The organism is Micromonospora sediminicola (assembly GCF_900089585.1).
In the GTDB taxonomy this organism is placed as follows: Bacteria; Actinomycetota; Actinomycetes; order Mycobacteriales; family Micromonosporaceae; genus Micromonospora; species Micromonospora sediminicola.
In genome coordinates this window covers 1,633,633-1,657,893 of record NZ_FLRH01000003.1, presented here as the reverse complement: position 1 = coordinate 1,657,893, position 24,261 = coordinate 1,633,633, and the positions used below count along the sequence as shown (strand labels likewise).

20 protein-coding genes are annotated in these 24,261 nt (G+C 73.5%); 6 read left to right on the top strand and 14 right to left on the bottom strand.

The features are described 5' to 3' along the window. Window positions 1–127 precede the first annotated feature (127 nt). The gene (locus GA0070622_RS08390; protein WP_091571382.1) at window positions 128–2,092 is read left to right on the top strand and encodes a penicillin-binding transpeptidase domain-containing protein; all 1,965 of its coding nucleotides are present in this window, start codon (window positions 128–130) and stop codon (window positions 2,090–2,092) included. 17 nt (window positions 2,093–2,109) lie between these two features. On the opposite strand, the gene GA0070622_RS08385 is transcribed toward GA0070622_RS08390, so the two are convergent. The 7 genes from GA0070622_RS08385 to GA0070622_RS08355 form a co-directional block, all read right to left on the bottom strand. After that, window positions 2,110–3,321, bottom strand: coding sequence for an arginase family protein (locus GA0070622_RS08385; RefSeq protein ID WP_091571379.1), 1,212 nt, complete (start codon window positions 3,319–3,321; stop codon window positions 2,110–2,112). Window positions 3,322–3,384: 63 nt separating this feature from the next. After that, window positions 3,385–4,302 carry a tetratricopeptide repeat protein gene (locus tag GA0070622_RS08380; protein WP_091571376.1) on the bottom strand — a complete coding sequence of 306 codons (918 nt, stop codon included), beginning with the start codon at window positions 4,300–4,302 and terminating at the stop codon, window positions 3,385–3,387. 137 nt (window positions 4,303–4,439) lie between these two features. Then, on the bottom strand, window positions 4,440–6,128 hold the full coding sequence (icmA, locus tag GA0070622_RS08375) for a coenzyme B12-dependent isobutyryl-CoA mutase large subunit (RefSeq protein ID WP_091571372.1): 1,689 nt from the start codon (window positions 6,126–6,128) through the stop codon (window positions 4,440–4,442). 95 nt (window positions 6,129–6,223) lie between these two features. Next, window positions 6,224–6,637, bottom strand: a complete 414-nt coding sequence (locus GA0070622_RS08370) for an Asp23/Gls24 family envelope stress response protein (RefSeq protein WP_091571367.1) — start codon at window positions 6,635–6,637, stop codon at window positions 6,224–6,226. 56 nt (window positions 6,638–6,693) lie between these two features. After that, complete coding sequence (locus GA0070622_RS08365) at window positions 6,694–7,584, bottom strand: hypothetical protein (RefSeq protein WP_091571362.1); 891 nt, start codon at window positions 7,582–7,584, stop codon at window positions 6,694–6,696. A gap of 116 nt (window positions 7,585–7,700) precedes the next feature. Then, the gene (gene meaB, locus GA0070622_RS08360; protein ID WP_369700218.1) at window positions 7,701–8,684 is read right to left on the bottom strand and encodes a methylmalonyl Co-A mutase-associated GTPase MeaB; all 984 of its coding nucleotides are present in this window, start codon (window positions 8,682–8,684) and stop codon (window positions 7,701–7,703) included. Window positions 8,685–8,689: 5 nt separating this feature from the next. Further along, on the bottom strand, window positions 8,690–9,889 hold the full coding sequence (locus tag GA0070622_RS08355; RefSeq protein WP_091571355.1) for an acetyl-CoA C-acetyltransferase: 1,200 nt from the start codon (window positions 9,887–9,889) through the stop codon (window positions 8,690–8,692). A gap of 61 nt (window positions 9,890–9,950) precedes the next feature. Between GA0070622_RS08355 and mce the strand changes: the two genes are divergently transcribed. The 5 genes from mce (at window position 9,951) to GA0070622_RS08330 (ending at window position 17,647) form a co-directional block, all read left to right on the top strand. Further along, entirely contained in the window at window positions 9,951–10,415 is a 465-nt protein-coding gene (mce, locus tag GA0070622_RS08350) for a methylmalonyl-CoA epimerase (protein ID WP_091571352.1), read from the top strand. Window positions 10,416–10,720: 305 nt separating this feature from the next. Beyond that, a complete protein-coding gene (ccrA, locus tag GA0070622_RS08345; protein ID WP_091577031.1) occupies window positions 10,721–12,076 on the top strand; it encodes a crotonyl-CoA carboxylase/reductase in 1,356 nt (451 codons plus the stop codon). Window positions 12,077–12,329: 253 nt separating this feature from the next. Then, entirely contained in the window at window positions 12,330–13,586 is a 1,257-nt protein-coding gene (locus GA0070622_RS08340; protein WP_091571347.1) for a DivIVA domain-containing protein, read from the top strand. A gap of 169 nt (window positions 13,587–13,755) precedes the next feature. Continuing rightward, window positions 13,756–15,807: a hypothetical protein gene (locus tag GA0070622_RS08335; protein WP_091571344.1), complete on the top strand. Its 2,052-nt coding sequence runs from the start codon at window positions 13,756–13,758 to the stop codon at window positions 15,805–15,807. A gap of 760 nt (window positions 15,808–16,567) precedes the next feature. Next, complete coding sequence (locus tag GA0070622_RS08330) at window positions 16,568–17,647, top strand: AI-2E family transporter (protein WP_091577029.1); 1,080 nt, start codon at window positions 16,568–16,570, stop codon at window positions 17,645–17,647. Window positions 17,648–17,651: 4 nt separating this feature from the next. Here the strand turns inward: GA0070622_RS08330 and GA0070622_RS08325 are convergent, their stop codons facing one another. The 7 genes from GA0070622_RS08325 to GA0070622_RS08295 form a co-directional block, all read right to left on the bottom strand. Further along, window positions 17,652–18,461, bottom strand: a complete 810-nt coding sequence (locus GA0070622_RS08325) for an alpha/beta hydrolase (protein WP_091577026.1) — start codon at window positions 18,459–18,461, stop codon at window positions 17,652–17,654. A 66-nt stretch (window positions 18,462–18,527) separates the two neighbouring features. Beyond that, window positions 18,528–18,860, bottom strand: coding sequence for a hypothetical protein (locus tag GA0070622_RS08320; protein ID WP_091571339.1), 333 nt, complete (start codon window positions 18,858–18,860; stop codon window positions 18,528–18,530). Window positions 18,861–18,917: 57 nt separating this feature from the next. Beyond that, window positions 18,918–19,994 carry a hypothetical protein gene (locus GA0070622_RS08315; protein ID WP_091571335.1) on the bottom strand — a complete coding sequence of 359 codons (1,077 nt, stop codon included), beginning with the start codon at window positions 19,992–19,994 and terminating at the stop codon, window positions 18,918–18,920. Further along, on the bottom strand, window positions 19,991–20,485 hold the full coding sequence (locus tag GA0070622_RS08310) for a SigE family RNA polymerase sigma factor (protein ID WP_091571332.1): 495 nt from the start codon (window positions 20,483–20,485) through the stop codon (window positions 19,991–19,993). Before GA0070622_RS08310 ends, GA0070622_RS08315 begins: the two co-directional genes overlap by 4 nt. A gap of 40 nt (window positions 20,486–20,525) precedes the next feature. Continuing rightward, complete coding sequence (locus GA0070622_RS08305) at window positions 20,526–22,316, bottom strand: 3-hydroxyacyl-CoA dehydrogenase family protein (RefSeq protein WP_091571329.1); 1,791 nt, start codon at window positions 22,314–22,316, stop codon at window positions 20,526–20,528. Window positions 22,317–22,439: 123 nt separating this feature from the next. Further along, window positions 22,440–23,504 carry an alpha/beta fold hydrolase gene (locus tag GA0070622_RS08300; RefSeq protein WP_091571325.1) on the bottom strand — a complete coding sequence of 355 codons (1,065 nt, stop codon included), beginning with the start codon at window positions 23,502–23,504 and terminating at the stop codon, window positions 22,440–22,442. A 95-nt stretch (window positions 23,505–23,599) separates the two neighbouring features. Further along, a complete protein-coding gene (locus tag GA0070622_RS08295) occupies window positions 23,600–24,046 on the bottom strand; it encodes an FHA domain-containing protein (protein ID WP_091571320.1) in 447 nt (148 codons plus the stop codon). Between the last annotated feature and the right edge of the window lie 215 nt (window positions 24,047–24,261).

The following is a 24,261-nucleotide window of genomic DNA, read 5'->3' as shown; positions in this document are numbered from 1 at the left end:
CCCGACTGGCGATGTTCATCACACTGCCAAGCGCCGCGTGTCACCCCGGCGGACGAGGCGGCGGGACGGTGGGGAGCCGCGGGTCGTACTAGCGTGCAGGGCAGTTGAGCACCGGAGGGACCGCTTCATGCCCGTGTCGTACCCCGTCCGCCCCCGCCGTCACACCCGTCACCGCCTGGTCGCGACGGCGGCCGCCGTCCTGATGGCGGCCGGGGCGGTGACCGCCTGCTCCGGCGAGGACGGGCCGGAGCAGGCCGTCGACGCGTTCCTGACCGGCTGGCGCTCCGGCGACCTGCAACCGGTCGGCTTCGTCGAGCCGACCGGCGCGCGGGTGCCGGCCGCCGAGGTGACGAAACGACTCAAGACGCTCTCCGGCGAGCTGGCCGCCGACCCACCGGCCCTGGAGCGCACCGGCGAGATCACCACCAAGGGCGACATCGCGACCGCCCGGGTCCGGCTGACCTGGCCGCTGCCCGGTGGCGTCCGCTGGTCCTACGACAACCCGCTGCGCCTCAAGCGCGGCGGCGACGACCGGTGGCAGGTGATCTGGGAGCCGGCCGTGGTGCACGAGAAGCTGGAGGAGGGCGACCGCCTCGCCCTGCGCCGGGAGGCGGCGCAACGGGCCGGCGTGCTGGACGCCGCCGGCCAGCCGATCGTCACACCGCGCCCGGTGGTCCGGGTGCAGATCGCCCCCGGCGAGGTCACCGACGTGCCGGGCCTGGTGCGCCGGCTGGACGCCGCGTTCAAGGCGGTGCGGCCCGCGCTCACCCCGCCGGTCGACCTGAGCGACCTGCCCAGACGCCTCAAGGAGGCGGACCGGGACGCGCAGGTCGAGGTGGTGACCCTCCGCGAGGAGGCCTACCGGCAGATCAAGCCCCGGATCTACGAGCTGCCCGGCACCCGGTTCCCCACCGACAAGTTGATGCTCGCCCCGACCCGCGAGTTCGCCCGGGCGCTGCTCGGCTCGGTCGACCCGGCCCAGGCCGACGACCTCCAGGCCCACCCCGACCGGTACGCCCGCGGCGACCTGGTCGGCCACGGCGGCCTGCAGGGCCGGTACGACGAGCGCCTGCGCGGCGTCCCCGGAATCACCGTGATCACCGAGCGGCTCACCCCGGAGGGTGCCACCGAACCGACCGGCGCCGAACTGTTCCGCAGCGACCCGAAGGCCGGGCAGCCGGTGAGGACCACGCTCGACGTGGCCACCCAGAACGCCGCCGACGCCGCGTTGCGCGGCCAGACCCGGCGCTCGGCGCTGGTCGCCGTGCGGATCAGCGACGGCGCCGTGCTGGCCGCCGCGAACGGGCCCGGCGCGGCCGGCGAGAACCTCGCCTTCACCGCCCAGGTGCCGCCCGGCTCGACGTTCAAGATGGTCAGCGCGCTCGGCCTGCTCGACCGGGGCGCGGTGACCCCGCAGACGACGGTGGACTGCCCGAAGACCTCCGAGGTCGACGGCCGGATCTTCAAGAACTCCGACAACTTCGAGCTGGGCCCGGTGCCCTTCGCCACCGACTTCGCCAAGTCCTGCAACACCGCCTTCACCGCGCTCGCGCCGAAGCTCGGCCCGGACGGACTCGCGCAGGCGGGCCGTACGCTCGGCCTGGAGGCCGGCTGGGACCTCGGCGCGGACGTGTTCACCGGCAAGGTCTCCGCGAACGGTGGGCCCACCGAGCAGGCCGCCGCCGCGATCGGCCAGGGCACCACCGTGGTGAGTCCGCTGGCGATGGCCGGCGCCACCGCGGCGGTGGCGCGGGGCCGCTGGGAGCAGCCGAAGCTGCTGCTGGACCCGGCGCCGGCGAAGCCCGCACCGGCCGGACCGGCGCTCAAGCCGGAGTCCGTCGCGGCGCTGAAGACGATGATGCGCGGCGTGGTCACGTCCGGCACCGGCACGGCGCTGGCGAAGGTGCCCGGCGAGCCGGTGCACGGCAAGACCGGCACCGCCGAGTACGACAACAACCCGGCGCACACCCACGCGTGGTTCGTCGGCTGGCAGGGCGACGTGGCGTTCGCCGTCTTCGTCGAGCAGGGCGGGTCGAGCACGACGAGCGCGGTGCCGATCGCCGAGCGCTTCCTGCGCGGCCTCGCCCGCTGAGCAGCGCGCCGGCGTCCTCAGGTGACGTCGATGCCCGGCCGGTCCACGGCCGGTTCGTCGTCCTCGACGGGCGGACGCCGGAGGCGGCCCGGCCCCAACGGGTCGTCACCGACGGGCTCGCCCGGCGGACGGTCGTCGACGTCGTCCGGCCCGTCGCCGTCGGCGGTGGGAACCGGGCCGATCGGCTCCACGGCCACGGCGGGGGCCGGTACGGCAACGGGGGCGGACAGCCGGTCCCGTTCCGGCCGGCCGTTGCCCGCCCGGGGCGCCGGCGCCGGCGGGGTGGCCGGCAGCAGCCGGGGCGGTACCGCGCCCGGGGCCACCACCGGGGCGAGCCCGGCCACCACCGTGTTCACGATCTCCGCCGCGTACGCGCCGTCCTGGTCGTAGTCGGGGTCGAAGACGGTCAGCTCGACGCCGAGGCAGTGCGGGGTGTCGACCAGCCCGGCGAGCAGGATCTCCAGCTCGGCGAAGGCGATGCCGCCGGGGTCGGGCGCGTCCACGGCCGGCATCACGGCCGGGTCGAGCACGTCCACGTCGATGTGCACCCAGTAGCCGGCGCAGTCGACGAGCTGCTCGTGCGCCCACTGGGCGGTCCGGGCCGCGCCCTCGGCGCGCAGCGCCGGCACCGGACGGGTGGTGATGCCGGCGGCCTGGAGGTCGAGGCGGTACTCGTCCTGCGCGCGGATGCCGAGCACCACCACGTCGATGTCGCGGAAGTAGGGGCGTCGCCCCTCGATGGCCGCCAGGTCGGGCTGCCCCCGCCCGGTGACCAGCGCCAGGTCCTCCCCGGCGGCGGCGCCCACGTACGAGGCGTTGCCGGGGTGCCGGAAGTCGGAGTGGCCGTCGACGAAGACCAGCCCGATCCGTCCGCCGACCGCCTCACCGAGCCGGTGCATGGCCAGCGCCGAGCCGAGCAGCACCGAGCAGTCCCCGCCGAGCACCAGCGGGAACTCGCCGCGGTCGATGATCGCGCCGATCCGGTCGGCCAGCGCCACGGAGTATCCGGAGATCTCCGGCGCGTGGCAGACGCCGTCGCCGGGCCGCCAGTCGCCGGGGTCGTAGCGGGGCGGGGTCAGGCAGCCGGCGTCGCGGGCCCGCAACCGGGCGAGCAGACCGTGGTCGCGCAACGCCCCGGGGGCCTTGCCGCAGCCCGGGACGGAGCTGGGCGTGGGCGGCCGCAGGCCGAGGTTGGTCGGCGCGTCGAGGACGGCGATCCGGCGCATCATGGGCTCCCGTCCTCGGTGGTCGGGCGGGCCGGCGGTGCGCCGGCCCGCACGTGTGCGACGAACTCAGAACAGCGCGCTGGCCAGGGCGCGTCGGGCGGAGGCCACGGCGGGATCGTCCGGGCCGGCGATCGTGAACAGGCTGAGCAGGTGCTGGCGTACCGTGTCCCGCTCGTCGCCGGCGGTCCGGCGGACCAGGCCGACCAGCCGCTGGTAGGCCTGGTCGGCCAGGCCGCTGAGCACCTCGATGTCCGCGGCCAGCAGCTGCGCCGCCACGTCGTCGGGGGCGGCGGCGGCCCCGTCGAGCGCGCCCTGCGGGTCCGCGCCGGCCACCCGGCGGGCCAGACCGACCTGCGCCAGGCCCGCCTCCGCCGCCGCGTCCGCCGGGGACTCGGCCAGGATCTTCCGGTACGCCGCCTCGGCGGCGTCGAGGTCACCGCTCATGAGCGCGTCGTCGGCCGCGTCGAGCCGCGGGTCCTCGGGCTCGGCCACGGTGACCCCGGCGGCCTTGAGCACGGCCTGGAGCCACTGCCGCAGCTGGGACTCGGGCACCACGCCGGGGAAGGCGTCGACCGGGCGACCGCCGACGATGGCGTACGTGGTCGGCAACGTCTGGAGCTGGAACATCTGCGCGAGCCGCGGCTGCTGCTGCACGTCGACCCGGGCCAGGAGCCACGCTCCCCCGCCCTCGGCGGCCAGCCGCTCCAGCACCGGGGCGAACTGGTCGCTCTCCGGGTAGCCGGCGGCGCCGAAGAAGACCACGACCGGTGTGGAGAGCGAGCGTTCGAGCACCTCGGACTGGATGTTCGCCTCGGTCACGTCGATCACGGCGGCCGTGCCGGCGGGGCTGCCCGGCAGCCCGGCGGGCGGACCGCCCGGTGACGGTGTGGCGGAGGGGGTGTCGGCCGGTGCGGGGGTGCGCAGCGCGCTGAGGTCGACCGCGCCGCGGGTGAAGATCGACGAGGTGATCCGTGGGTCGCTCATGGTTGTCTAGTCTCGCACGTGTCACACGGAACGCCGCTCACCCGCAACGGCGACGTTGCGACTCTCACCCCTGCTCAGAGGTGCAAGGAGGGGCCCCTTCTTAACAGACGTCTGTTAAGAAGGGGCCCCTCCTTGCACTAGAAGCGGGCGGGCTCGCGGTAGACGCCCCACTCGGCGCGCAGCGCGTCGCAGATCTCGCCCAGGGTGGCCTCGGCGCGGACCGCGTCCAGCATCGCCGGGATCATGTTCTCCCCGGTCCGGGAGACCTCGACCATCCGGCGGACGGCGGCGGTGACCGCCGCCTCGTCGCGGGCCGACTTGCGCTCGGCGAGCACCCGGCGCTGCTCCAGCTCCACCTCGTGCGAGATACGCAGGATCTCCAGGTCCTTGGCGACCGTGCCGGTGTGGCAGTTGACGCCGACGATCTTCTTGTCACCCTTCTCCAGCGCCTGCTGGTAGACGAACGCCGACTCGGCGATGTGCCCGGTGAACCAGCCGTCCTCGATGCCCCGCAGGATGCCGGAGGTCATCGGGCCGATGGTGTGCGGGCCCTCGCCGCCGAGCTGACGGATCCGGGCGAAGATCTCCTCCGCCTCGGCCTCGATCCGGTCGGTGAGCGCCTCGACGTACCAGGAGCCGCCGAGCGGGTCGGCCACGTTGACCACCCCGGTCTCCTCCATCAGCACCTGCTGGGTCCGCAGGGCGATCTCGGCCGACTCGTCGGTGGGCAGGGCGAGCGTCTCGTCCAGCGCGTTGGTGTGCAGCGAGTTGGTGCCGCCGAGCACCGCGGCGAGCGCCTCCACGGCGGTCCGGACCACGTTGTTGACCGGCTGCTGGGCGGTCAGCGACACCCCGGCGGTCTGCGTGTGGAACCGCAGCCAGAGCGCCTTCTCGCTGGTCGCGCCGTAGACGTCGCGCAGCCACCGGGCCCAGATCCGGCGGGCGGCCCGGAACTTGGCGATCTCCTCGAAGAAGTCCACGTGGGAGTCGAAGAAGAAGCTCAGACCCGGGGCGAACACGTTGACGTCCAGCCCGCGCGAGAGGCCCAGTTCGACGTAGCCGAAGCCGTCGGCCAGGGTGTACGCCAGCTCCTGCGCGGCGGTCGAGCCGGCCTCACGGATGTGGTAGCCGGACACCGACAGCGGCTTGTAGCGCGGGATCTCCCGGGCGCAGTACTCCATCAGGTCGCCGATCAGGCGCAGGTGCGGCTCGGGGTCGAAGAGCCACTCCTTCTGCGCGATGTACTCCTTGAAGATGTCCGTCTGGAGCGTCCCGTCCAGCGTGGACAGGTCGGCGCCCTGCCGCTCGGCGGCGACGAGGTACATGCAGAAGACCGGCACGGCCGGGCCGGAGATGGTCATCGAGGTGGTCACGGCGGCCAGGTCGATGCCGTCGAAGAGCACCTCCATGTCGGCGGCCGTGTCGACCGCGACGCCGCAGTGGCCGACCTCGCCGAGCGACTGCGGGTCGTCCGAGTCGCGGCCCATCAGCGTCGGCATGTCGAAGGCCACGGAGAGCCCGCCGCCACCGGCGCCGAGGATCATCTTGTAGCGCTCGTTGGTCTGCCGGGCGTTGCCGAACCCGGCGAACTGCCGGATGGTCCAGGTCCGCCCGCGGTAACCGGTCGGATGCAGACCCCGGGTGTACGGGAACTCGCCCGGCCAGCCGATCCGCTCGAAGCCCGGGTAGGCGGTGCCCTCGGGCGGGCCGTAGACCGGCTCCACGGGCAGCCCGGACAGCGTGGTGAAGTCCGCGTCGCGCTTGCGGGCGGCGTCGTAGCGGGCCTGCCAGCGGGCCCGGCCGGCGGCGATCTCGTCAGCGTCCATGCGCGGAGCTCCTCCTCGAGTCCTCGTGAAGACCGAGTGTAAAACGCCGTCCTGAACGATCGCTAAGGATGTGCGTACCGGCCGGTAACCCGACGTCAGGCGGAGGGTGCCACCGGGCCACCCAGCGCCACGTCGTCGACCTTGATGTTGATCTCGTCGACCCGCAGCCCGTACGCCTCGACGGCCGAGGTCACGGCCGCGCGGACCGCCTCGGTCACCTCGGGCACCGGCCGGCCGCCGTCGATCACGATGACCAGGTTGACCACCGCCGCGCCGTTCGTCACGTGCGCCGAGCAGCCGCGCCGGGCGTCGCCGACCTGGTCCAGCCCGATCCGGTCGAGCACGGAGTTGAAGAACCGGGCCACGTCGCCGCCCAGCTCGGCCACGCCGGGCACCGACTTCGCGGCGGCCACCGCGATCTTCTCCACCACCTCGTCGGAGACGTGCGTCGTCCCGCCCACGGTCGCGTTCGGCAGCATCGACAGCTCCTGGGTCGCCTCGTCAGCCATGTTCTCCCACCGGATTCGTCCCCGCCCCACCCGCGCGACGGGGCGCTGCGAGCGTACTAGTGCGCTCCACTGTGGGAATGCCCCTCCCGGCCCGGCGGCCGGGTCCGCCCCTCGGTGATCCGTCGGAGCCCCCGCGAGTCGGCCAGCTCGTCGCGCGCCCGCGGGTGTTCGTGGAAGAACGCCAGCGCGTCCAGCACCGCGACCGGATCGGTGGCCAGCCAGACGGTGCGGACCACCAGTCGGGGCACCTCCCGCCCGTCGCCCGTGCCGAACCATCCGGTGTAGTGGCGGACCACGGTGTCCGGCGACGGGCCGGCCTCGACCACCACGGCCGCGCTGCCCGCCCGCACGCCGGCCGACACCTCGCGCACGGCGTGCCACGGGACGACGTGCAGGTGGACCAGGCCACGGTGGGTGATCCCGCCGGGCGAGATCGTCACCGCGCCCACGCCCAGCCGCAGCACGGTGACCAGGAACCAACCGGTCAGCAGCAACAGCGCACCGACGCCGGCCGCCACCAGCCGGTCGACGCTCCCGCCCGTGGCCGCCAGGAGAAGGACCATCGAGCCACCGCTCAGGATGCTGAGCAGCAGCAACGCGGTCAGCCAGTAGTAGGCCCAGCGGGAGTACGCGAACCGAACCCCGAGCAGACCGTCCGGCGTCCGCACCGACGTGACCTGCCGCGGCGAGCGCCGGCGGGGCAACCACGCCACGACGAGGAAGCCCAGCAGGTGCGCGAGGAGGACGGCTCCGCAGCCGCCCAGCAGGATCCCGTACCCGTCACGGTCGCCGGCCGCCTGCACCACGATCCAGAGCGCGCACGCCACGAGGAACGCCACGAACGCCAGCGCCACGGCACGCGGCAGCGACCAGCGGGGACCGACCCCGTCGCCCCGCCACCGCGCCGCCCGGTCACCGGGTGTCGCGGATGTCGCGCCCGGTTGCACGCCGTCACCCCCGTCGATCGGTGTCGACAGCGATACCCGACCTCGACCCCGGTCAATCCCTGGCCGTCCGTCCAGCCACCGGGCCAGGAACGCCGGGTCGCCGGACGGCCGGCGCGTCAGGTGGCGAGCTGGGTCAGCAGGTCGTCGGCCGCCGCGTACGGGTCGATCGCGCCCTCGGCCACCTTCGCCGCGAGCGTCGGCAGTTGCGTACCGTCGCGCAGTGAACCGATCCGGGCGCGGAGCGCGCCCAGCGCGATCGCCTCGATCTCGGCGGCGGCCCGCGCCTCCCGCCGGCGGCGCAGCTCGCCGTGCCGCTCCAGCCAGTCGCGGTGCTTGTCGATCGCGGCGGCGATGTCGTCGATGCCCTCGGCCCGGGCGGCGATCGCGCGTACCACCTGCGGGCGCCACTCCCCCGGGCCGCGCTCACCCAGCGCGATCATGCCCTGGATGTCGCGGACGGTGGCGTCGGCGCCGTCCCGGTCGGCCTTGTTGACCACGAAGACGTCGGCGATCTCCAGGATGCCGGCCTTGACCGCCTGGATCGCGTCACCCATGCCCGGGGCGAGCAGCACCAGCGTGGTGTCGGCCAGCGAGGCCACCTCCACCTCGGCCTGCCCGACCCCGACCGTCTCGACCAGCACCACGTCGCAGCCGGCGCCCTCCAGCACCCGTACCGCCTGGGGTGTGGCCGCGGAGAGCCCGCCCAGGTGGCCCCGGCTGGACATCGAGCGGATGTAGACGCCGGGGTCGGTGGCGTGGTCCTGCATCCGCACCCGGTCGCCGAGGATCGCCCCGCCGGTGAACGGGCTGGACGGGTCGATGGCCAGTACCCCGACCCGGTGACCGCGCGCCCGCAGCGCCCGCACCAGCTCGTTGGTGGTGGTCGACTTGCCCACCCCGGGCGAGCCGGTGAGACCGACCACCTGGGCCTGCCCGGCGTACGGCGCCAACGCGGCCGCGACCTGCGGCAGCACCTCGTCGCCGGACTCGACCAGGGTGATCAGCCGGGCCACCGCGCGGGGGTCACCCGCGCGGGCCCGTTCCACCAGCAGGGGTACGTCCCGGCTGCGGCGCACCGGACCGGAGGCCCGGCTGTTCACGTCGCTCACGCCTGGGTCTCGCCACCCGTCGGCACGTGGATGATCAGCGCGTCGCCCTGCCCGCCACCGCCGCAGAGCGCGGCCGCGCCGGTGCCGCCGCCGCGCCGCTTCAGCTCCATCGCGAGCGTGAGGACGAGGCGGGCACCGGACATGCCGATCGGGTGGCCGAGCGCGATCGCGCCGCCGTTGACGTTCACCTTGTCCGCGTCGATCCCCAGGTCACGGGTGGACTGGATGCCGACCGCCGCGAACGCCTCGTTGATCTCGATCAGGTCGAGGTCGTCGATGCTCAGGCCGCCCTTCTTCAGGGCGTGGTTGATGGCGTTGGACGGCTGCGAGTGCAGGGAGTTGTCCGGCCCGGCAACGTTGCCGTGCGCGCCGATCTCGGCCAGCCAGGTGAGCCCCAGCTCCTTGGCCTTGGCCTTGCTCATCACGACCACCGCGGCGGCGCCGTCGGAGATCGGCGAGGAGCTGCCGGCGGTGATGGTCCCGTCCTTGGTGAAGGCGGGACGCAGCTTGCCCAGCGACTCGGCGGTGGTGTCCGGCCGGATGCCCTCGTCCTCGCTGATCACCAGCGGGTCGCCCTTGCGCTGCGGGATGATCACGGGGGTGATCTCGTCGGCGAAGTGGCCGTTCTTCTGCGCGGCGGCGGCGCGCTGGTGGCTGGCCGCCGAGAAGGCGTCCTGCTCCTCCCGGCTGATGCCGTGCTTCGCGCCGTGCCGCTCGGTGGACTCACCCATCGAGCAGCAGTCCCAGGCGTCGGTGAGGCCGTCCAGGGCCATGTGGTCCTTGACCGTCACGTCGCCGTACTTGTAGCCGGAGCGCTGCCCGAGCAGCAGGTGCGGGGCGTTGGTCATGGACTCCATGCCGCCGGCCACCACGACGTCGAACTCACCGGCCCGGATGAGCTGGTCGGCCAGTGCGATCGCGTCCAGCCCGGAGAGGCAGACCTTGTTGATGGTCAGCGCGGGGGTGGACATCGGGATGCCGGCCTCGACGGCCGCCTGCCGGGCCGGGATCTGACCGGCGCCGGCCTGGAGCACCTGCCCCATGATCACGTATTGCACCTGCTCGGGCGCCACGCCGGCGCGCTCCAGCGCGGCCTTGATCGCGATGCCACCGAGTCTGGTCGCGGGGAGGTCCTTGAGGTTGCCCAGCAGGCGCCCCATCGGGGTTCGCGCGCCGCTGACGATCACCGAAGCCATGCCTGCCTCCGAGGGGGTGCCGACCTGTACGCCTTAACGATTGTTCGGTCAGACTAGCGTCATGGCTGAGAACTCCCCCGTCGAGCCCGCTGCCGAGTTTGTCACAGACATCGGCCTGCGCCGCATCGACCACGTCGGGATCGCCGTGGCCGACCTGGACGCCGCGATCGACTTCTACCAGCGCACGTTCGGGATGCGCTGCGTGCACACCGAGACGAACACCGAGCAGGGCGTACGCGAGGCGATGCTGGCGGTCGGGCCGGACGCCTCCGGCGGCATGGTGCAACTGCTCGCCCCGCTCTCGCCGGACACCACGATCGGCAAGTTCCTGGACAAGCGCGGGCCGGGCATCCAGCAGGTCGCGTACACGGTGGCGGACATCGACGCGGCCTGCGCGGCGCTGCGTGAGCGCGGCGTCCGGCTGCTCTACGAGGCCCCGCGGCGGGGCACGTCGAACTCGCGGGTCAACTTCGTGCACCCGAAGGACGCCGGCGGCGTGCTGATCGAACTGGTCCAGCCCGCCTGAGACGCAAGGAAGGGCCCCTTGTTAACAGACGTCTGTTAACAAGGGGCCCTTCCTTGCGTCCTAACACGTGGGAACACGCGCGGCCCTGCGCGGTTGAACCTTCCCACGGACACCTCCACGCATCGGTCGATGCAGTTTTTCACAGAGGGGTTCCCGCCCTAGCTACCGTTCAGTAACGTCCGGCCCCACAGGAACGCGACCGGTGCCGGATGTGTCGATTGCCGACATGGCGGTCCCGTCGCACCGGCGCCGACGATGGCAGCACCCCTGCCCCCGGTGTGGGTGCGGACGAACGGGAGGTCACCGTGCAGGACATCCTCGAAGCGATCATGGCGGCGGAGGGCTCGGCGCAGCCGGAGCGGGACCTTGCCGGCCTCGCCGGCCTGCCGGCGCCGGAGAGCTACCGGGGCGTGGTGGTCCGCGCCGAGGACACCCGGATGTTCGACGGCATGGCCACCCGCGACAAGGACCCGCGCAAGGCCTTGCACGTCCAGGAGGTGCCCACCCCCGAGCTGGGCCCGGGCGAGGCGCTGGTCGCGGTGATGGCCAGCGCGATCAACTACAACACCGTGTGGACCAGCATCTTCGAGCCGCTGCCCACCTTCAAGTTCCTCCAGCGCTACGGCCGGCTCTCCGAGCTGACCCGCCGCCACGACCTGCCGTACCACGTGGTCGGGTCGGACGCGGCCGGCGTGGTGCTGCGCACCGGGCCCGGGGTGACCCGGTGGAAGGCCGGCGACGAGGTGGTCGCGCACTGCCTGTCGGTCGAGCTGGAGGACGCCGCCGGCCACGACGACACGATGCTCGACCCGCAGCAGCGGATCTGGGGCTTCGAGACCAACTTCGGCGGCCTGGCCGAGCTGTGCGTGGTCAAGGCCAACCAGCTGATGCCGAAGCCGCGCCACCTGAGCTGGGAGGAGGCGGCCAGCCCAGGGCTGGTCAACTCCACCGCCTACCGGCAGCTCGTCTCGCACCACGGCGCGAACATGAAGCAGGGTGACGTGGTGCTGATCTGGGGCGCCTCCGGCGGCCTCGGCGGCTACGCCACCCAGATGGCGCTCAACGGCGGCGCGATCCCGGTCTGCGTGGTCTCCTCGCCGGAGAAGGCCGAGCTGTGCCGGAAGATGGGCGCCGAGCTGGTCATCGACCGCAGCGCCGAGGGCTTCCGGTTCTGGAAGGACGAGGAGACCCAGGACCAGGACGAGTGGCGTCGCTTCGGCGAGCGCATCCGCGAGCTGACCGGCGGCGAGGACCCGGACATCGTCTTCGAGCACCCGGGCCGGGAGACGTTCGGCGCCAGCGTCTACGTCGCCAAGAAGGGCGGCACGATCGTCACCTGCGCGTCCACCAGCGGCTTCCTGCACCAGTACGACAACCGCTACCTCTGGATGCACCTCAAGCGCATCGTCGGCAGCCACTTCGCCAACTACCACGAGGCGTGGCAGGCCAACCGCCTGGTCGCGCTCGGCAAGGTGCACCCGACCGTGTCGAAGACCTACGCGTTGGAGCAGACCGGCCAGGCCGCGTACGAGGTGCACCGCAACGCGCACCAGGGCAAGGTCGGCGTGCGCTGCCTGGCCCCCACCGACGGGCTCGGCGTCCGCGACACCGAGCTGCGGTCCCGCCACGAAAGCGCGATCAACCGGTTCCGCGGGCACTGACCGTACGGTTGTCCCGGATTGCCTTTCCGGACGACCGGGACACCATTCGACTGTCGTGATGACAAAGGGCCGCGGGCACCGCCCCGCGGCCCTTTTCACGCCCCGGTCCGGGCCCGGTCCGACCCGCCCGGGACCTGCCAAGATCGCCGGTTGGTCCGGTCCCGCCGCCGGGCGGAGTTGACCATGTAAACAGGACGCGAAAGCTGCCGACCACTCTTGCGAACCACCCTGGGGCGTCTGCGAGTATGTCCCAATGCCCCAGCAGCAGTCCTCCCCTCTTGCGTTCTTCGATAACGCGAACTCACAGCCCGATTTCACCGTTGGCCTGCGCGGTTACAACACCAACCAGGTCGACGACTTCATCGGCCGGCTGAGCGCCGCACTGAGCCAGTCCGAGCAGGCCCGCGCCGAGGCCGAGCAGCGGATGAACGACGCGCAGCGCCGCCTCCGCCAGGCCGAGCAGCGCCAGGGCGCGCTCGAGCAGAAGCTGACCGAGACCAACAAGCAGCTCGAGGAGAACAGCCGGCCGACGCTCAGCGGCCTGGGCACTCGCGTCGAGCAGATCCTCCGGTTGGCCGAGGAGCAGGCCAACGACCACCGCAACGAGGCCAAGCGCGAGTCGGAGGGCATCCTCTCCGCCGCCCGCCTCGAGGCACGGGAGATCACCGACAAGGCCCGCGCCGAGGCGGCCGCCATGAAGGCCACCGCCGAGCGCGAGGCCGGCAGCGTGCGCACCGCCGCCGAGCGGGAGGCCGCCGAGGTGCGCGTGCAGGCCCGCCGCGAGGCGGACACCCTTCGCGCCGACGCCGACCGGGAGACCAAGCAGCTGCGTACGGTCACCGCGCACGAGGTGGCCGAGCTGAAGTCGACCGTCGAGCGCGAGGTCGCCACCCTGCGCGCGACCGCCGAGCGGGAGATCACCCAGCAGCGGGCCAAGGCCGCGCGGGAGGCCGAGGAGAAGCGGGCCGAGGCGACCAAGCTGCTCACCGACGCGCGCGACAAGCGCGACAAGGACCTCCAGGCCCTGGAGCTCCAGCTCGCCGAGCGGCGCGAGAAGGCCGAGCGCCAGGAGTCGGACCGGCACGCCGCCCAGGTCGCGCAGACCCAGAAGCTGGTGAACGAGGCCGAGCAGCGGGCCCGCGCCGCCCAGGAGCGGGCGAAGGAGATCGAGCAGCGGGCCGAGGCCCGCCGGGTCGAGTCCGAGCGCACCGCCAACGACACGGTCGACAAGGCCAAGGCGCTGGCCGACAAGACGCTCAACGAGGCGCGCGCCGAGGCGCAGCGCGTGCTCAACGAGGCCCGCACCGAGGCCGAGCTGACCACGCAGGCCGCCCGCCGCGAGGTCGAGGACCTCACCCGCCAGAAGGACGCGGTCACCTCGCAGCTCGGGCAGATGCTCTCCGGCCTGGCCGGCATCGTGCCGGGCGTGCCGGCCGGCGGCGCCAACAAGGCCGAGGCGCCGAAGGCCGACGCCTCCGGGCAGAAGGTGACGGCCGAGTCGGCCAGCTGATCGACCACCCGCTGACGGGGCATGAGCCACGGCGCGGGGTGACACCGGGTGACCGGTGCCGCCCCGCGCCGTCATGCTGTCCGGCCCGTTTCGCCACGAGGGTGAAGTAGGTCCCAGAAGGGGCGTCCGTATCGCCCCAGCAGAGCCGGATGCGTGTGAGGATGGGGGCATGTCGCACGGCGAGGAACTGTTCGCGCTCGGCGGGGACGTGACCACGGAGCCCAGCTTCGAGTCCGCGCTGCGGGGATACGAGAAACGACAGGTCGACCGCTACGTCGCCCGCGCGGAACACGAGATCGCGGCGCTGACCACCGAGCGGGAACAGGCGTACACCCAGATCCACAAGCTGGCCGGCCAGGTCGAGGTGCTGCAACGCGACCTCGCCCAGGTGCGCAAGCAGATAGGTGTGGTGGACCGGGCCTCGTTCCGCCACCTCGGTCCGCGGGTCGAGCAGATCCTCACCATGGCCGAGGAGCAGGCCGACGACATCCTCGCCGCCGCCAACGAGGAGATCGAGGCCCGCCGGGCCGCCGCCGAGCACATCGTCGAGGAGGCCCGGGAGCAGGCCGCCCAGGCGCTCAAGGACTTCGAGATCGCGCTCGCCGCCCGCCGGGCCGAGGAGGAGCGGCACACCGCCGCCCGTAAGGCCGAGGCCGAGGCCACGCTGAAGGCAGCCAAGGACGAGTCGGCGAAGCTGCGGACCACCGCCAAGGACGAGTCGGACCGGCTGCGCACGGCCGCCCGGGACGAGGCCGAGAAGCTGCGCCGGACCGCCCAGGACGCGCTGGCCAAGGCCCAGCAGGAGGCCACCCAGCTGCGGGACACCGCCAAGGAGATCCACTCCCGGGCCCAGCAGGAGGCCGCCCGGCTGCGCGAGTCGGCCAAGGAGGCGCTGGCCAAGGCCCAGCAGGAGGCCAACCAGCTCCGCGAGGCGGCCAAGGAGGTGCACGCCAAGGGCCAGCAGGAGGCCAAGCGGCTCACCGATGCCGCCGCCGAGGCCGGGCGGGCCACCCACGCCAAGGCGCTGGCCGAGGCCAAGAAGATCGTGGACGACGCGGAGGAGGCCGCCAAGGTCACCCGCGGCCGCGCCCGGACCGAGGCCAATCGGCTGACCACCGAGGCCGTCGAGGCGGGCAAGCGCAACCGCTCCGAGGTCGAGGCGTACGTGCAGCGCATGCGCACCGAGACCGAGGCGTACGTGCAGCAGGCCCGCGCGCAGACCCAGCAGGAGCTGGGCGCCTGGCGGGCCGGGGTGGAGAAGGAGGTCGCCGAGCGGCGGGAGAAGGCGGAGAAGGAGCTGGCCCAGCGCCGGGCCACCGCCGAGCAGGAGTTCGCCAAGCGCCGCGACGAGCTGGACAACCAGCACACCAAGCGGCACGAGGAGCTGGAGAAGGCGTACGCCACCCGGCGCGACGAGATCGAACGGACCGCCGCGAGCGTCCGGCAGGCCGCCGAGGAAGACGCGCTCGGCATGCGGCAGCAGGCCGAGCTGGAAGCCGCCGAGCTGCTGCGCCGGGCCGAGGCGGACGCCACCGCCCAGCGCCGCAAGGCCGACGAGCACGTCGCGGCCTCGCGGCGGCAGTTCGAGGAGTACGCGGCTACGACCCAGCAGCACCTCGCCACCACCCAGCAGCACCTGGCCGCCACCCAGCAGGAGGTGGCCGCGGGCCGGCAGCAGCTCGCCCAGGTGATGCTGGAGATCGCCAAGGCGCAGCAGGAACTGGCCGACCTGCGCACCGAGACGTGGAAGTCGCGGCAGGAGTCCGACGACCTGCAGCACCGGCTCACCGAGCTGCGGCGCGACGCCGACTCGGCCGGCATCGCCGCCACCCCGGTCGACCCGGGCGACCTCGCGGCCGCCGCCGGCGGCGACACCGGCCGCCCGACGGGTGACGGCACGCCGGTGGGCAGTGGCGCGCCGGCGGTGGGCAAGGGGGCCGGCCCGGCTCCGGTCAACGGGTCCGCGCCGGTGACGTCGGCAGGTGAGCCGGCTGAGGCGGGAAAGACCAAGCCGGTCGCCGAGCCGGTGACCACGATGGACTCCCCCGGCGGCGCCGGCGTCGACGGCGAGCCCACCGTGGCCGCCGTGCCGGGCGAGGGCGGCCGCGGCGCCACCCCGACGAAGATCACCAGCACCGGGGAGAACGGCAAGCGCCCGACGAAGCCCACCACCGACGAGCGCAGCGCCAAGCCGAGCACCGTCACCGTCGACAAGGACTGACCCGACCCGCGTTCTGGCGGGTTCGGCCGCTCGCCGGACCCGCCGTCGCTCGACCTCCCCGAGCCCCCGCTCGCGCTCCGACCCGGCAAGATCCACACCAGGTCGGTCGCCCCGAGGGCGGCATCCCCGTGTCCCGTGCGCACCACGTCGGCACCTACCACGTTCCGCCCGCCACCGCCGCAGGTCAGTCGCCAACCTGCGTCGTCCGCGCGTTACGGACGGTGACGCCGTCGGCCCATGGCACCCGTCGAAGGCGATATACCGCTGGGTCATATTTATGACTCAGCGGTATATCGCTCGAAACCAACGTGCCCGGGGCGGACGGACGCCGGTGTCCGGCGATGGGCGGCTGTGACACACCCATAGCGCTCCCCACCGTCTCGAATCGGCAACAGGGGTCTGCCTCGATGCGGCGGGAAGCCTCGGAAGGATGGTCCGCCCGGGCGGTGGCGGCTAACCTGCGGGCAGGGGTCGCGGCGTCCGTAGCGCGGCTTGCCAGGAGGTCGCTCCGCGGGTCGGCCGGAGCAGCGGGAGCCGGGAGGAACGGGTGTCGCAGGAGGGATCGGCCACCCCGGACCAGAACGACACCACCCCAACCGGGGACGACAGCGGGCCGGTCCAGAACGACATCGGTCGCGCCGAGGACGGCAGCACCGAGACCGTGCCTGACGCCGGCCAGCCCGGGCACCGCACGGGCCCGGTCAACCGGGGTCGGCCGAGCCGTGCCGCCGACACCGCAACGGAAGCGGGCGACACCGACGTGCTCCTCGAACCGGGCGAGTTCGAGCCGAGCGGGCGGTTCGGCGTTCCCGGCCGGCCGCTGCGGCGCAGCAGCTTCCTGGTCGGGTTCACCGGGGCGCTCGGGGTGCTGCTGGCGTACGCGGTCTTCCTGGGCGTGCGCAACGCGGCCGGCATCCTGGTGCTGGTGGTGATCGCGCTCTTCCTCGCGGTCGGCCTGCACCCGGCGGTGGTGCGGCTGCGTCGGTGGGGGCTGCCGCACGGGCTGGCCGTGGCGGTGGTGACGCTGACCGTCCTGCTGCTGATCATCGGCGGGCTGCTGGCGCTGGTGCCGCCGGTGGTGACCCAGTCCGGGCAGTTCGTGCAGCAGCTTCCCGGCTATGTCGAGGACCTGCGCCGCAACCCCACCGTCAACGACCTCGTGGTCCGCTATGACGTGATGGAGCGGGTCCGGTCGGCGGCGGACGCCGGCACGATCGGCCGGGCGCTCGGCGGCGTGCTGGGCGGCGCGCAGCTGATCTTCGGCACGATCTTCCGCGTGCTGACCGTGCTGGTGCTGACGATCTACTTTCTGGCCTACTTCGACCGGCTGCGCGACCTCGGGTACGCGCTGGTGCCGCGCTCGCGCCGGGAGCGGGTCCGGTTGATCGGCGACGAGATCCTGACCCGGGTCGGGGCGTACATGGTCGGCGCGTTGGCCATCGCGGTGCTGGCCGGGGCGAGCACGTTCGTGTTCGCGCTGGTGGTCGGTCTGCCGTACCCGTTCGCGCTGGCCGTGGTGGTCGCCGTGACCGACCTGATCCCGCAGATCGGGGCGACCCTCGGCGCGGTGGTGGTGACCCTGGTCGGGCTCGCCACCGACCTGCCGGTGGGCATCGCCTGCCTGGTGTTCTTCCTGGTCTACCAGCAGGTGGAGAACTACCTGATCTATCCGAAGATCATGCGCCGGGCGGTGTCGGTGAACGAGGTGGCCGCCCTGCTCGCCGCGCTGCTCGGGGTGTCGCTGCTGGGCGTGGTGGGCGCGCTCATCGCGATTCCCACGGTGGCCGCGTTGCAGCTGATCCTGCGCGAGGTGGTGCTGCCCCGGCAGGACGCCCGCTGAGCCGTTACTCCGCGCGCCGCTGGGCCGGCCCGGGGACCGGGGTGTCGGCGAAGGCGGCCACGGTGCGGTCCGCGTACGCGCTGACGTCACCGGTCTCCATCGGCCCGTCCCAGGTGGTCGGCAGCGGCAGGGGCACGTCGGGGGCGACCCGCCGGACGATCTCGTCCAGCACCCTCTCCGCGTCGCCGACCCAGAGGTGCTTGGCGCCGTCCACGCCGACGACCTCGGCCTGCGGGATCGCGGCGAAGCGCTGCCGGGCCTCCTCCGGGCGCAGGTAGTCGTCGAACTCCGGCACCACCGCGGTGAGCGGCCGACCGGACTCGGCCCACACCGCGAGGTCCTCGGGTGCGGAGAAGCGCAGCGGCGGGGAGAGCAGGATCGCGCCGGTCACCGCCGGGTCGCAGCCGTACTTGAGCGCCAGGTCGGTGCCGAACGACCAGCCGACCAGCCAGATGTTCGGCAGTTCGTGGAACTCGGCGTACTCGATCGCGGCGGCCACGTCGAACCGCTCGCCGACGGCGCCGTCGAACGCCCCCTCGCTGGTGCCGCGGACGCTGCTGGTGCCCCGGGTGTTGAACCGGAGCACGGCCAGGTCGGCCAGCGCGGGCAGCCGCCAGGCCGCCTTGCGGAACACGTGGCTGTCCATCATTCCGCCGTGGGTGGGCAGCGGGTGCAGGCAGACCAGGGTGGCGACCGGCTCGCGCTCCAGCGGCCGGGCCAGCTCGCCGACCAGCGTGAGGCCGTCGGCGGTGTGCAGCTCGACGTCCTCCCGGCGGCCGGGCAGGATCGACGACGCGCGAATCGGAGTGCTCACCGTGCCAGTCTCCCGCGCCACCGGCCCCGCCGCCCGCCGGGGCGGGAACCTGGTGATCCAGATCGCTCAGCCGTAGCGGGGGGCGCCGCGGCCACGCTGGAGGTTGGGACCGCGCCGGTCCCGGGCCCGCCAGCAGCCGCTGTGCCAGTGCCGGCGGTCGGTGAGGTCACCCCGGTCGTCGGCCGGCCAGGCCACCAGGTGCGCCACGCCCGGGCGGATCTCCTGGTCACAGCCGGGACAGTGGTACGTCTTGACCGACGCCCCACCGCTGATCGCGCGCACCTGCCAGTCGCCGTCGCGCCACTGCTGCACGGTCGGCACACCGTGGCGCGCGCGCTCGGCGTCCAGGCCGGTGGTCTCGTCCCGACGGGGGCGGTTGCGACGGGGGCTCACGGTCACCAAGCGTACGGGCCGCCGGCCGGACCGGCCCGGGTCGGGCGGCCCGGCCGGCGGGGCTCAGTCCCAGGTCTCCGGATCGGTCAGGTCCGGCGCCACCCGGGTCCCGGCGAGCACGCTCGTGGCCTCGGCCTCGGTGAAGTCGACCTGTCCCGCGGGCGGCTCGTTCGGCCACAGCCAGCCGAACGTGGCGGTCAGGTGCGCCTTCGGTATGCCGAGCAGTTCGAGCTGGTGCCCGTCCGTGGAGAGGCGGGCGGGGCGCCCGTCCACCGTCCGGTTGCCGCTGGTGACGTCCTGGGCGATCTGCGCCCCGTGCACCAGTTGCACACTCATCGTCGCCGTCGGCGACCGGACGATGGTCAGCTCGACGGTGAGGCCACCCGGGAAGGCGTCGACGTCGACCGCGCAGGTGGCCACCTGGGCGTCCGGCGGCACGGCGCCCAGCCGCAGCGGCGCGTCGCACCGGCGTGCCTCGTTCCAGCGGATGGCGCCCACCGCCTCGGTCAGGGCGCTCCGGTCGCCGCCGAGCATGCTCGCCCGGGCGTACAGGCCGGGGACCGGCTGCCAGGCCCGGACCACGCCGCCGCCCCCGACACGGAAGTCGCGGACCCTGCCGTCGAAGGTCACCGGGATCGCGCCCTCGGCGCCGGGGAGGCCGTTGAGCAGAAGTTCGTTCACCGCCCGGCGGTCCGGGCTCACCTCGACCAGCACCGGTCGCCCGTCGCCGACGCGGTACCGGATCGACTCGGTCCGGTTCGCGGTGTAGACCGCCCATCCCAGGTAGCGGGCCCGGCGGGTGTCCAGCCCCAGGTGCAGCACACGTGGGTCGCCGCCGACCAGGTCGGGGTGCCGGGCGGCCCCCGGCGCCGCGTCGGCCCTCGGCGGGACCGGCGCGACCGCCGTCGGAGTCGTGGCGGCCCAGGGCATCCGGCCGGGCAGCCCGCCGACGTCCGTCCGTACCGCGCCGGCGAGGCCGAGCACGCCGACCAGGGCGAGCGCGGTCCCGGTGGCGAGCCGGCGGCGCACCTGCCGGCGTCGGCCGAGCGTGCGGGCGTCCCGCAGCAGGCGGCCGGTGTCGATCTCCCCGTCGGCGCGCTCCCGCAGCGCCGAGGTGATCCGCTGGTCGAGGTCGGTCACTGCCGGCTCCCCTTGGTCGTCGGGACGCCGCAGCGCTCCCGGAGGTGGGCGAGCGCCCGCATCGCGTGGGTGCGGACGGTGACCGGCGAGCAGTCGAGGATCTGGGCGATCGTCGCGTCGTCCAGGTCCTCGTAGTAGCGGAGCACCAGCACGGCGCGCTGGCGGTCGGGCAGGGCGCGGATCAGTCGCCACATCGCGTCCCGGTCGGCCGCCTCGCCGTCGAGGTCGCCCCGCTCGGGCCGCTCGGCGAAGGTGTCCACCGCCAGTTCCCGGTTGACCCGCCGGCGCCACCAGGAGTTGTGGGCGTTGACCAGCATCCGGCGCACGTACACGTCGGGCCGGTCGGCGCGGGCGATCCGCCGCCAGTGCACGTACGCGCGGGCCAGCACGTCCTGGGTCAGGTCCTCGGCGCGGTGCGCGTCGCCGGTCAGCAGCCGGGCCAGGCGCAACAGGGCCGGGCCGCGACTGCCGACGTACTCCTCGAAGGTCACACCCTCATGACGCCGTCACCGGCGCGAGTTGTTGACCGGCTCAGCGCCGGGTGTGGTCGCGGAAGCCCCGGCCGCTCTTGCGGCCCAGGTAGCCGGCGGTGACCAGGTGCTCCAGCAGCGGCGCCGGGGCGAATCCGGGCTCACGCAGCTCCAGGTACAGCTCCCGCTGGATGGCCAGCGAGACGTCCAGGCCGACCACGTCGAGCAGCTCGAACGGGCCCATCGGGTAGCCGCAGCCCAGCTTCATCGCGTAATCGATGTCGTCCGCGGTGGAGTAGCTGGCCTCCAGCATCTTCACCGCGTCGTTCAGGTACGGGAAGAGCAACGCGTTGACGATGAAGCCGGAGCGGTCGCCGCAGACCACGCCGGTCTTGCCCAACTTCGCGCAGACCGCGCGCGCGGTGGCCGACGTCTCGGTGGAGGTGCGGATGGTCTGCACGATCTCCACCAGCGGCATGATCGGCGCCGGGTTGAAGAAGTGCAGGCCGACCACGTCGGCCGGCCGCTGGGTGGCCATCGCCACGTCGATCACCGGCAGCGACGAGGTGGTCGTGGCGAGCACGACGCCCGGCTTGCAGATCTCGTCGAGGCTGGCGAACAGCGCCTTCTTGACGCTCAGCTCCTCGACCACGGCCTCGACCACCAGGTCGACGTCGGCGAGGTGCTCCAGCGTGGCGGACCAGGTGATCCGGCCCAGCGCGGCGTCCCGGTCGGTCTCGCTGAGCTTGCCCCGCACCACGCCCTTGTTGAGCGAGGTCTTGACCGCCTCGCAGACCTTGGCCGACTTCTCCGCGCCCCGGGTCACCGAGATGACCTCGTAGCCCGCCTTCGCGAAGACCTCGATGATGCCGGTGGCCATGGTCCCGGAGCCGACCACGCCGACCTTGGCGACCACCCGGGCGCCGTCGGCGAGCGCGGCGTCGCCGGCCGGCGGCGTGTGCTCGTCGGCTACCACCCTCGGCGAGCCCGGCCGCTCGTAGGTGTAGAAGCCGCGGCCGGACTTCCGACCGAGCAGCCCGGCGGTGACCATCTGCTTGAGCAGCGGGGCCGGGGCGTGCCGACGGTCCCGGCCGCCGCGCCGGTACATCGTGTCGAGGATCTCGTACGCGGTGTCCAGGCCGATCAGGTCCATCAGCGCCAGCGGGCCCATCGGCAGACCGCAGCCGAGCTTCATCGCGGCGTCGATGTCCTCGCGGGTGGCGTAGCGGGCCTCGAACATGCCGACCGCGTGGTTCAGGTAGCCGAACAGCAGCGCGTTGGCGATGAAGCCGGCCCGGTCGCTGATCGTCACGTCGACCTTGCCGAGCCGCTCACAGAGCGCCTCCACGTCGGCCACCACGTCGGCCGAGGTGACCACCGTGCGAACCACCTCGACCAGCTTCATCACCGGGGCCGGGTTGAAGAAGTGGATGCCGATGACCTGGTTGGGCCGGGTCGTGGCGACGGAGATCTCGGTGACGCTCAGCGACGACGTGTTGGTGGCCAGGATGGCCTCCGGCTTGCACACCCGGTCCAGCTCGGCGAAGATCCGCTGCTTGAGGTCCAGGTGCTCGGGCACCGCCTCGATCACCAGGTCCACGTCGTGCAGCGCGTCCAGCCCGACCCGGAAGTCGACCCGCGCCATCAGGGCGTCCCGGTCGGCCTCGGCCAGCTTGCCCTTGGCGACGGCCCGGTCGGTGGAGCCGGTCAGCGTCACCCGACCCCGCTCCAGCGCGGCGTCGGAGATCTCCACGGCGGTCACGTCGAGGCCGTTGCGGGCGAACACCTCGACGATGCCGGCACCCATGGTGCCCAGACCCACCACACCCACCCTGGTGAACTCGCGCGCCACGACCGGCCTCCCCTTGGTTGACTCCGCCGTTGCCGACATGAACGGCCGCTAAGGTTATGCGCCGGAGTCTGCCACGTGACGCTGCGTTGTCGAGACGCCGTGGGATATTTCACGCACCGCGCCTCAGGCGGGCGCGGCCACCCCGGCGAGCGCCAGCAGCTCGGACACGAACTCCGCCGGCCGCTCCAGGTGCGGGCTGTGCCCGCAGCCGGGCAACGCCACCTCCCGGTACGTCCCGCCGGCCGCCGCGTACCGCTCCAGCACCGCCCGGGTCTGCCCGAGCATCGGCTGCGGCGGGCACTGCTCGGCGCCGGGCCAGCCGGGCACCATGCCGAGCTGACCAAGGTAGGCCAAGTCGAACAGCGAAGTGTCCGAGACGATCACGTCGGCGTCGCCGCGTACCCAGGTCACCGGCGGCTTGACCGGCACGGCGACCAGCTCGTCGGCGAGCCGGAAGTGGGCCGGGGCCAGCGTGTTGAGCACGCCGCGCCGCCCGGCGGCGGTCCCCGGCCAGTGGGCCGAGGCGACCGCGGTGCCCGGGTAGTTGTCGTCCCCGGTGGCGGTGGTGAGCATGCTCTCCAGCAGCAGGTCCTCGTCGTCGCCGAGCGACGCCGGGTCGGCCACGTACGCGGCGCGCAGCACGTTGCGCGGGCTGGTCGGGCCGTCCGCGCCCCGGTCGCCGGCGGCGAGCCGGGCCACGAAGTCGGGGTTCGCGCCGCCCGCGCCGGTGCCGGCGAAGTCGGGCGTGGTGGGGGTGCCGTCGAGGTCCCGGGTGCCGCCGAAGCCGTACGGGGAGACCGGCGCCTCCAGCAGCAGCCCGGCCACCCGTTCCGGGTGGTCGACCAGCAGCCGCATCGCCACGCCGCCGCCGAGCGAGTGCCCGACCACCACCGGCCGGGCCCCGGGCGCGAACAGCCCGGGCGCGTCCAGCAGGGCGGCCACGTCGTCGGCGAAGTCGCCGAGGCCCCGGGTGGCGTCGACCGGCGCGGTGTCGGTCTCGCCGTAGCCGCGCAGGTCGGGGGCGACCACCCGGAGCGTCTCCGGCAGCCGGGGCAGCAGTGGCTCCCAGAACGCGGAGGAGGAGACGTTGCCGTGCACCAGCAGCACCGGCACGCCGTCCGGCGGGCCGGCCACCCGGACCGCCTGGGTGATGCCGTTGGCCTGGACCGTGTGCCGTGCGCTCCGCATCAGCGCATGCTGGCACATCAGCCTGCCCCCAGCCATGTGGCCGACCTCCACACCGGTCGGCCCGGGCCTGTCGCCGCCGGGGGCGGCGCGGGCGGTCAGCGGGCGTCGATCGGCAGCGCCTCGCGCGACTCGATCGGCTGGCGCGGTGCCGGGACCGGCAGCGGCAGGGTCGGGCGCTGGTCGCGCCGCGGCGCGCCGAAGCTCATCCCGACCGGGTCGGTGCGGGCCACGCCCGGGTCGTAGAGGCGCAGGTCGGTGCGGCCGAGGCGGACCACGTCGCCGTCGGCGAGCGGCACGCTTCCGCTGATCCGCCGGTCGTTGAGCCAGGTGCCGTTGGTCGAGCCGAGGTCGGTGAGCAGCACCCCGTCGGTGGTGGCCTGGACGGTGGCGTGCCGCCGGCTCAGGTGGGGGTCGGCGAGCACGATGTCGGCGCTCGGCGCCCGACCGATCACCTGGACACCCCGTCCGACCCGGAAACTGAGCCCGCGCATCGCCCCACCGGACACCGTCAGCAGCGGCATCAGCTCCGGATGATCCTCCATGGACCGTCGACCTCCACCCCACATCGCCCCGCGGCGTCAGCCTGCCACCTCACCGTAGTGGCTCCCACCACCGCGCGGTCACCCCCGTGACCCCGGCCGGCCATCTCCCGTTCGCCGTTCGGGCAGTCGGCCGCGGCGCGATCGGGTGGCACCGGCGTCGATGCGACGCGGGCCGGTCCGGGCAGCGTACGGGGTCCGTGACACCTACCGGTGAG

Coding starts and splice junctions, on each gene's coding strand:
- GA0070622_RS08380 (WP_091571376.1), bottom strand. CDS start 4,302: ATGAGCGACCCACGGATCACCTCGTCGATCTTCACCCGCGGCGCGGTC.
- GA0070622_RS08295 (WP_091571320.1), bottom strand. CDS start 24,046: ATGGAGGATCATCCGGAGCTGATGCCGCTGCTGACGGTGTCCGGTGGG.
- icmA (WP_091571372.1), bottom strand. CDS start 6,128: ATGGACGCTGACGAGATCGCCGCCGGCCGGGCCCGCTGGCAGGCCCGC.
- GA0070622_RS08300 (WP_091571325.1), bottom strand. CDS start 23,504: ATGCGGAGCGCACGGCACACGGTCCAGGCCAACGGCATCACCCAGGCG.
- GA0070622_RS08385 (WP_091571379.1), bottom strand. CDS start 3,321: ATGATGCGCCGGATCGCCGTCCTCGACGCGCCGACCAACCTCGGCCTG.
- GA0070622_RS08355 (WP_091571355.1), bottom strand. CDS start 9,889: ATGGCTTCGGTGATCGTCAGCGGCGCGCGAACCCCGATGGGGCGCCTG.
- GA0070622_RS08370 (WP_091571367.1), bottom strand. CDS start 6,637: ATGGCTGACGAGGCGACCCAGGAGCTGTCGATGCTGCCGAACGCGACC.
- GA0070622_RS08390 (WP_091571382.1), top strand. CDS start 128: ATGCCCGTGTCGTACCCCGTCCGCCCCCGCCGTCACACCCGTCACCGC.
- GA0070622_RS08335 (WP_091571344.1), top strand. CDS start 13,756: ATGTCGCACGGCGAGGAACTGTTCGCGCTCGGCGGGGACGTGACCACG.
- GA0070622_RS08340 (WP_091571347.1), top strand. CDS start 12,330: ATGCCCCAGCAGCAGTCCTCCCCTCTTGCGTTCTTCGATAACGCGAAC.
- mce (WP_091571352.1), top strand. CDS start 9,951: ATGGCTGAGAACTCCCCCGTCGAGCCCGCTGCCGAGTTTGTCACAGAC.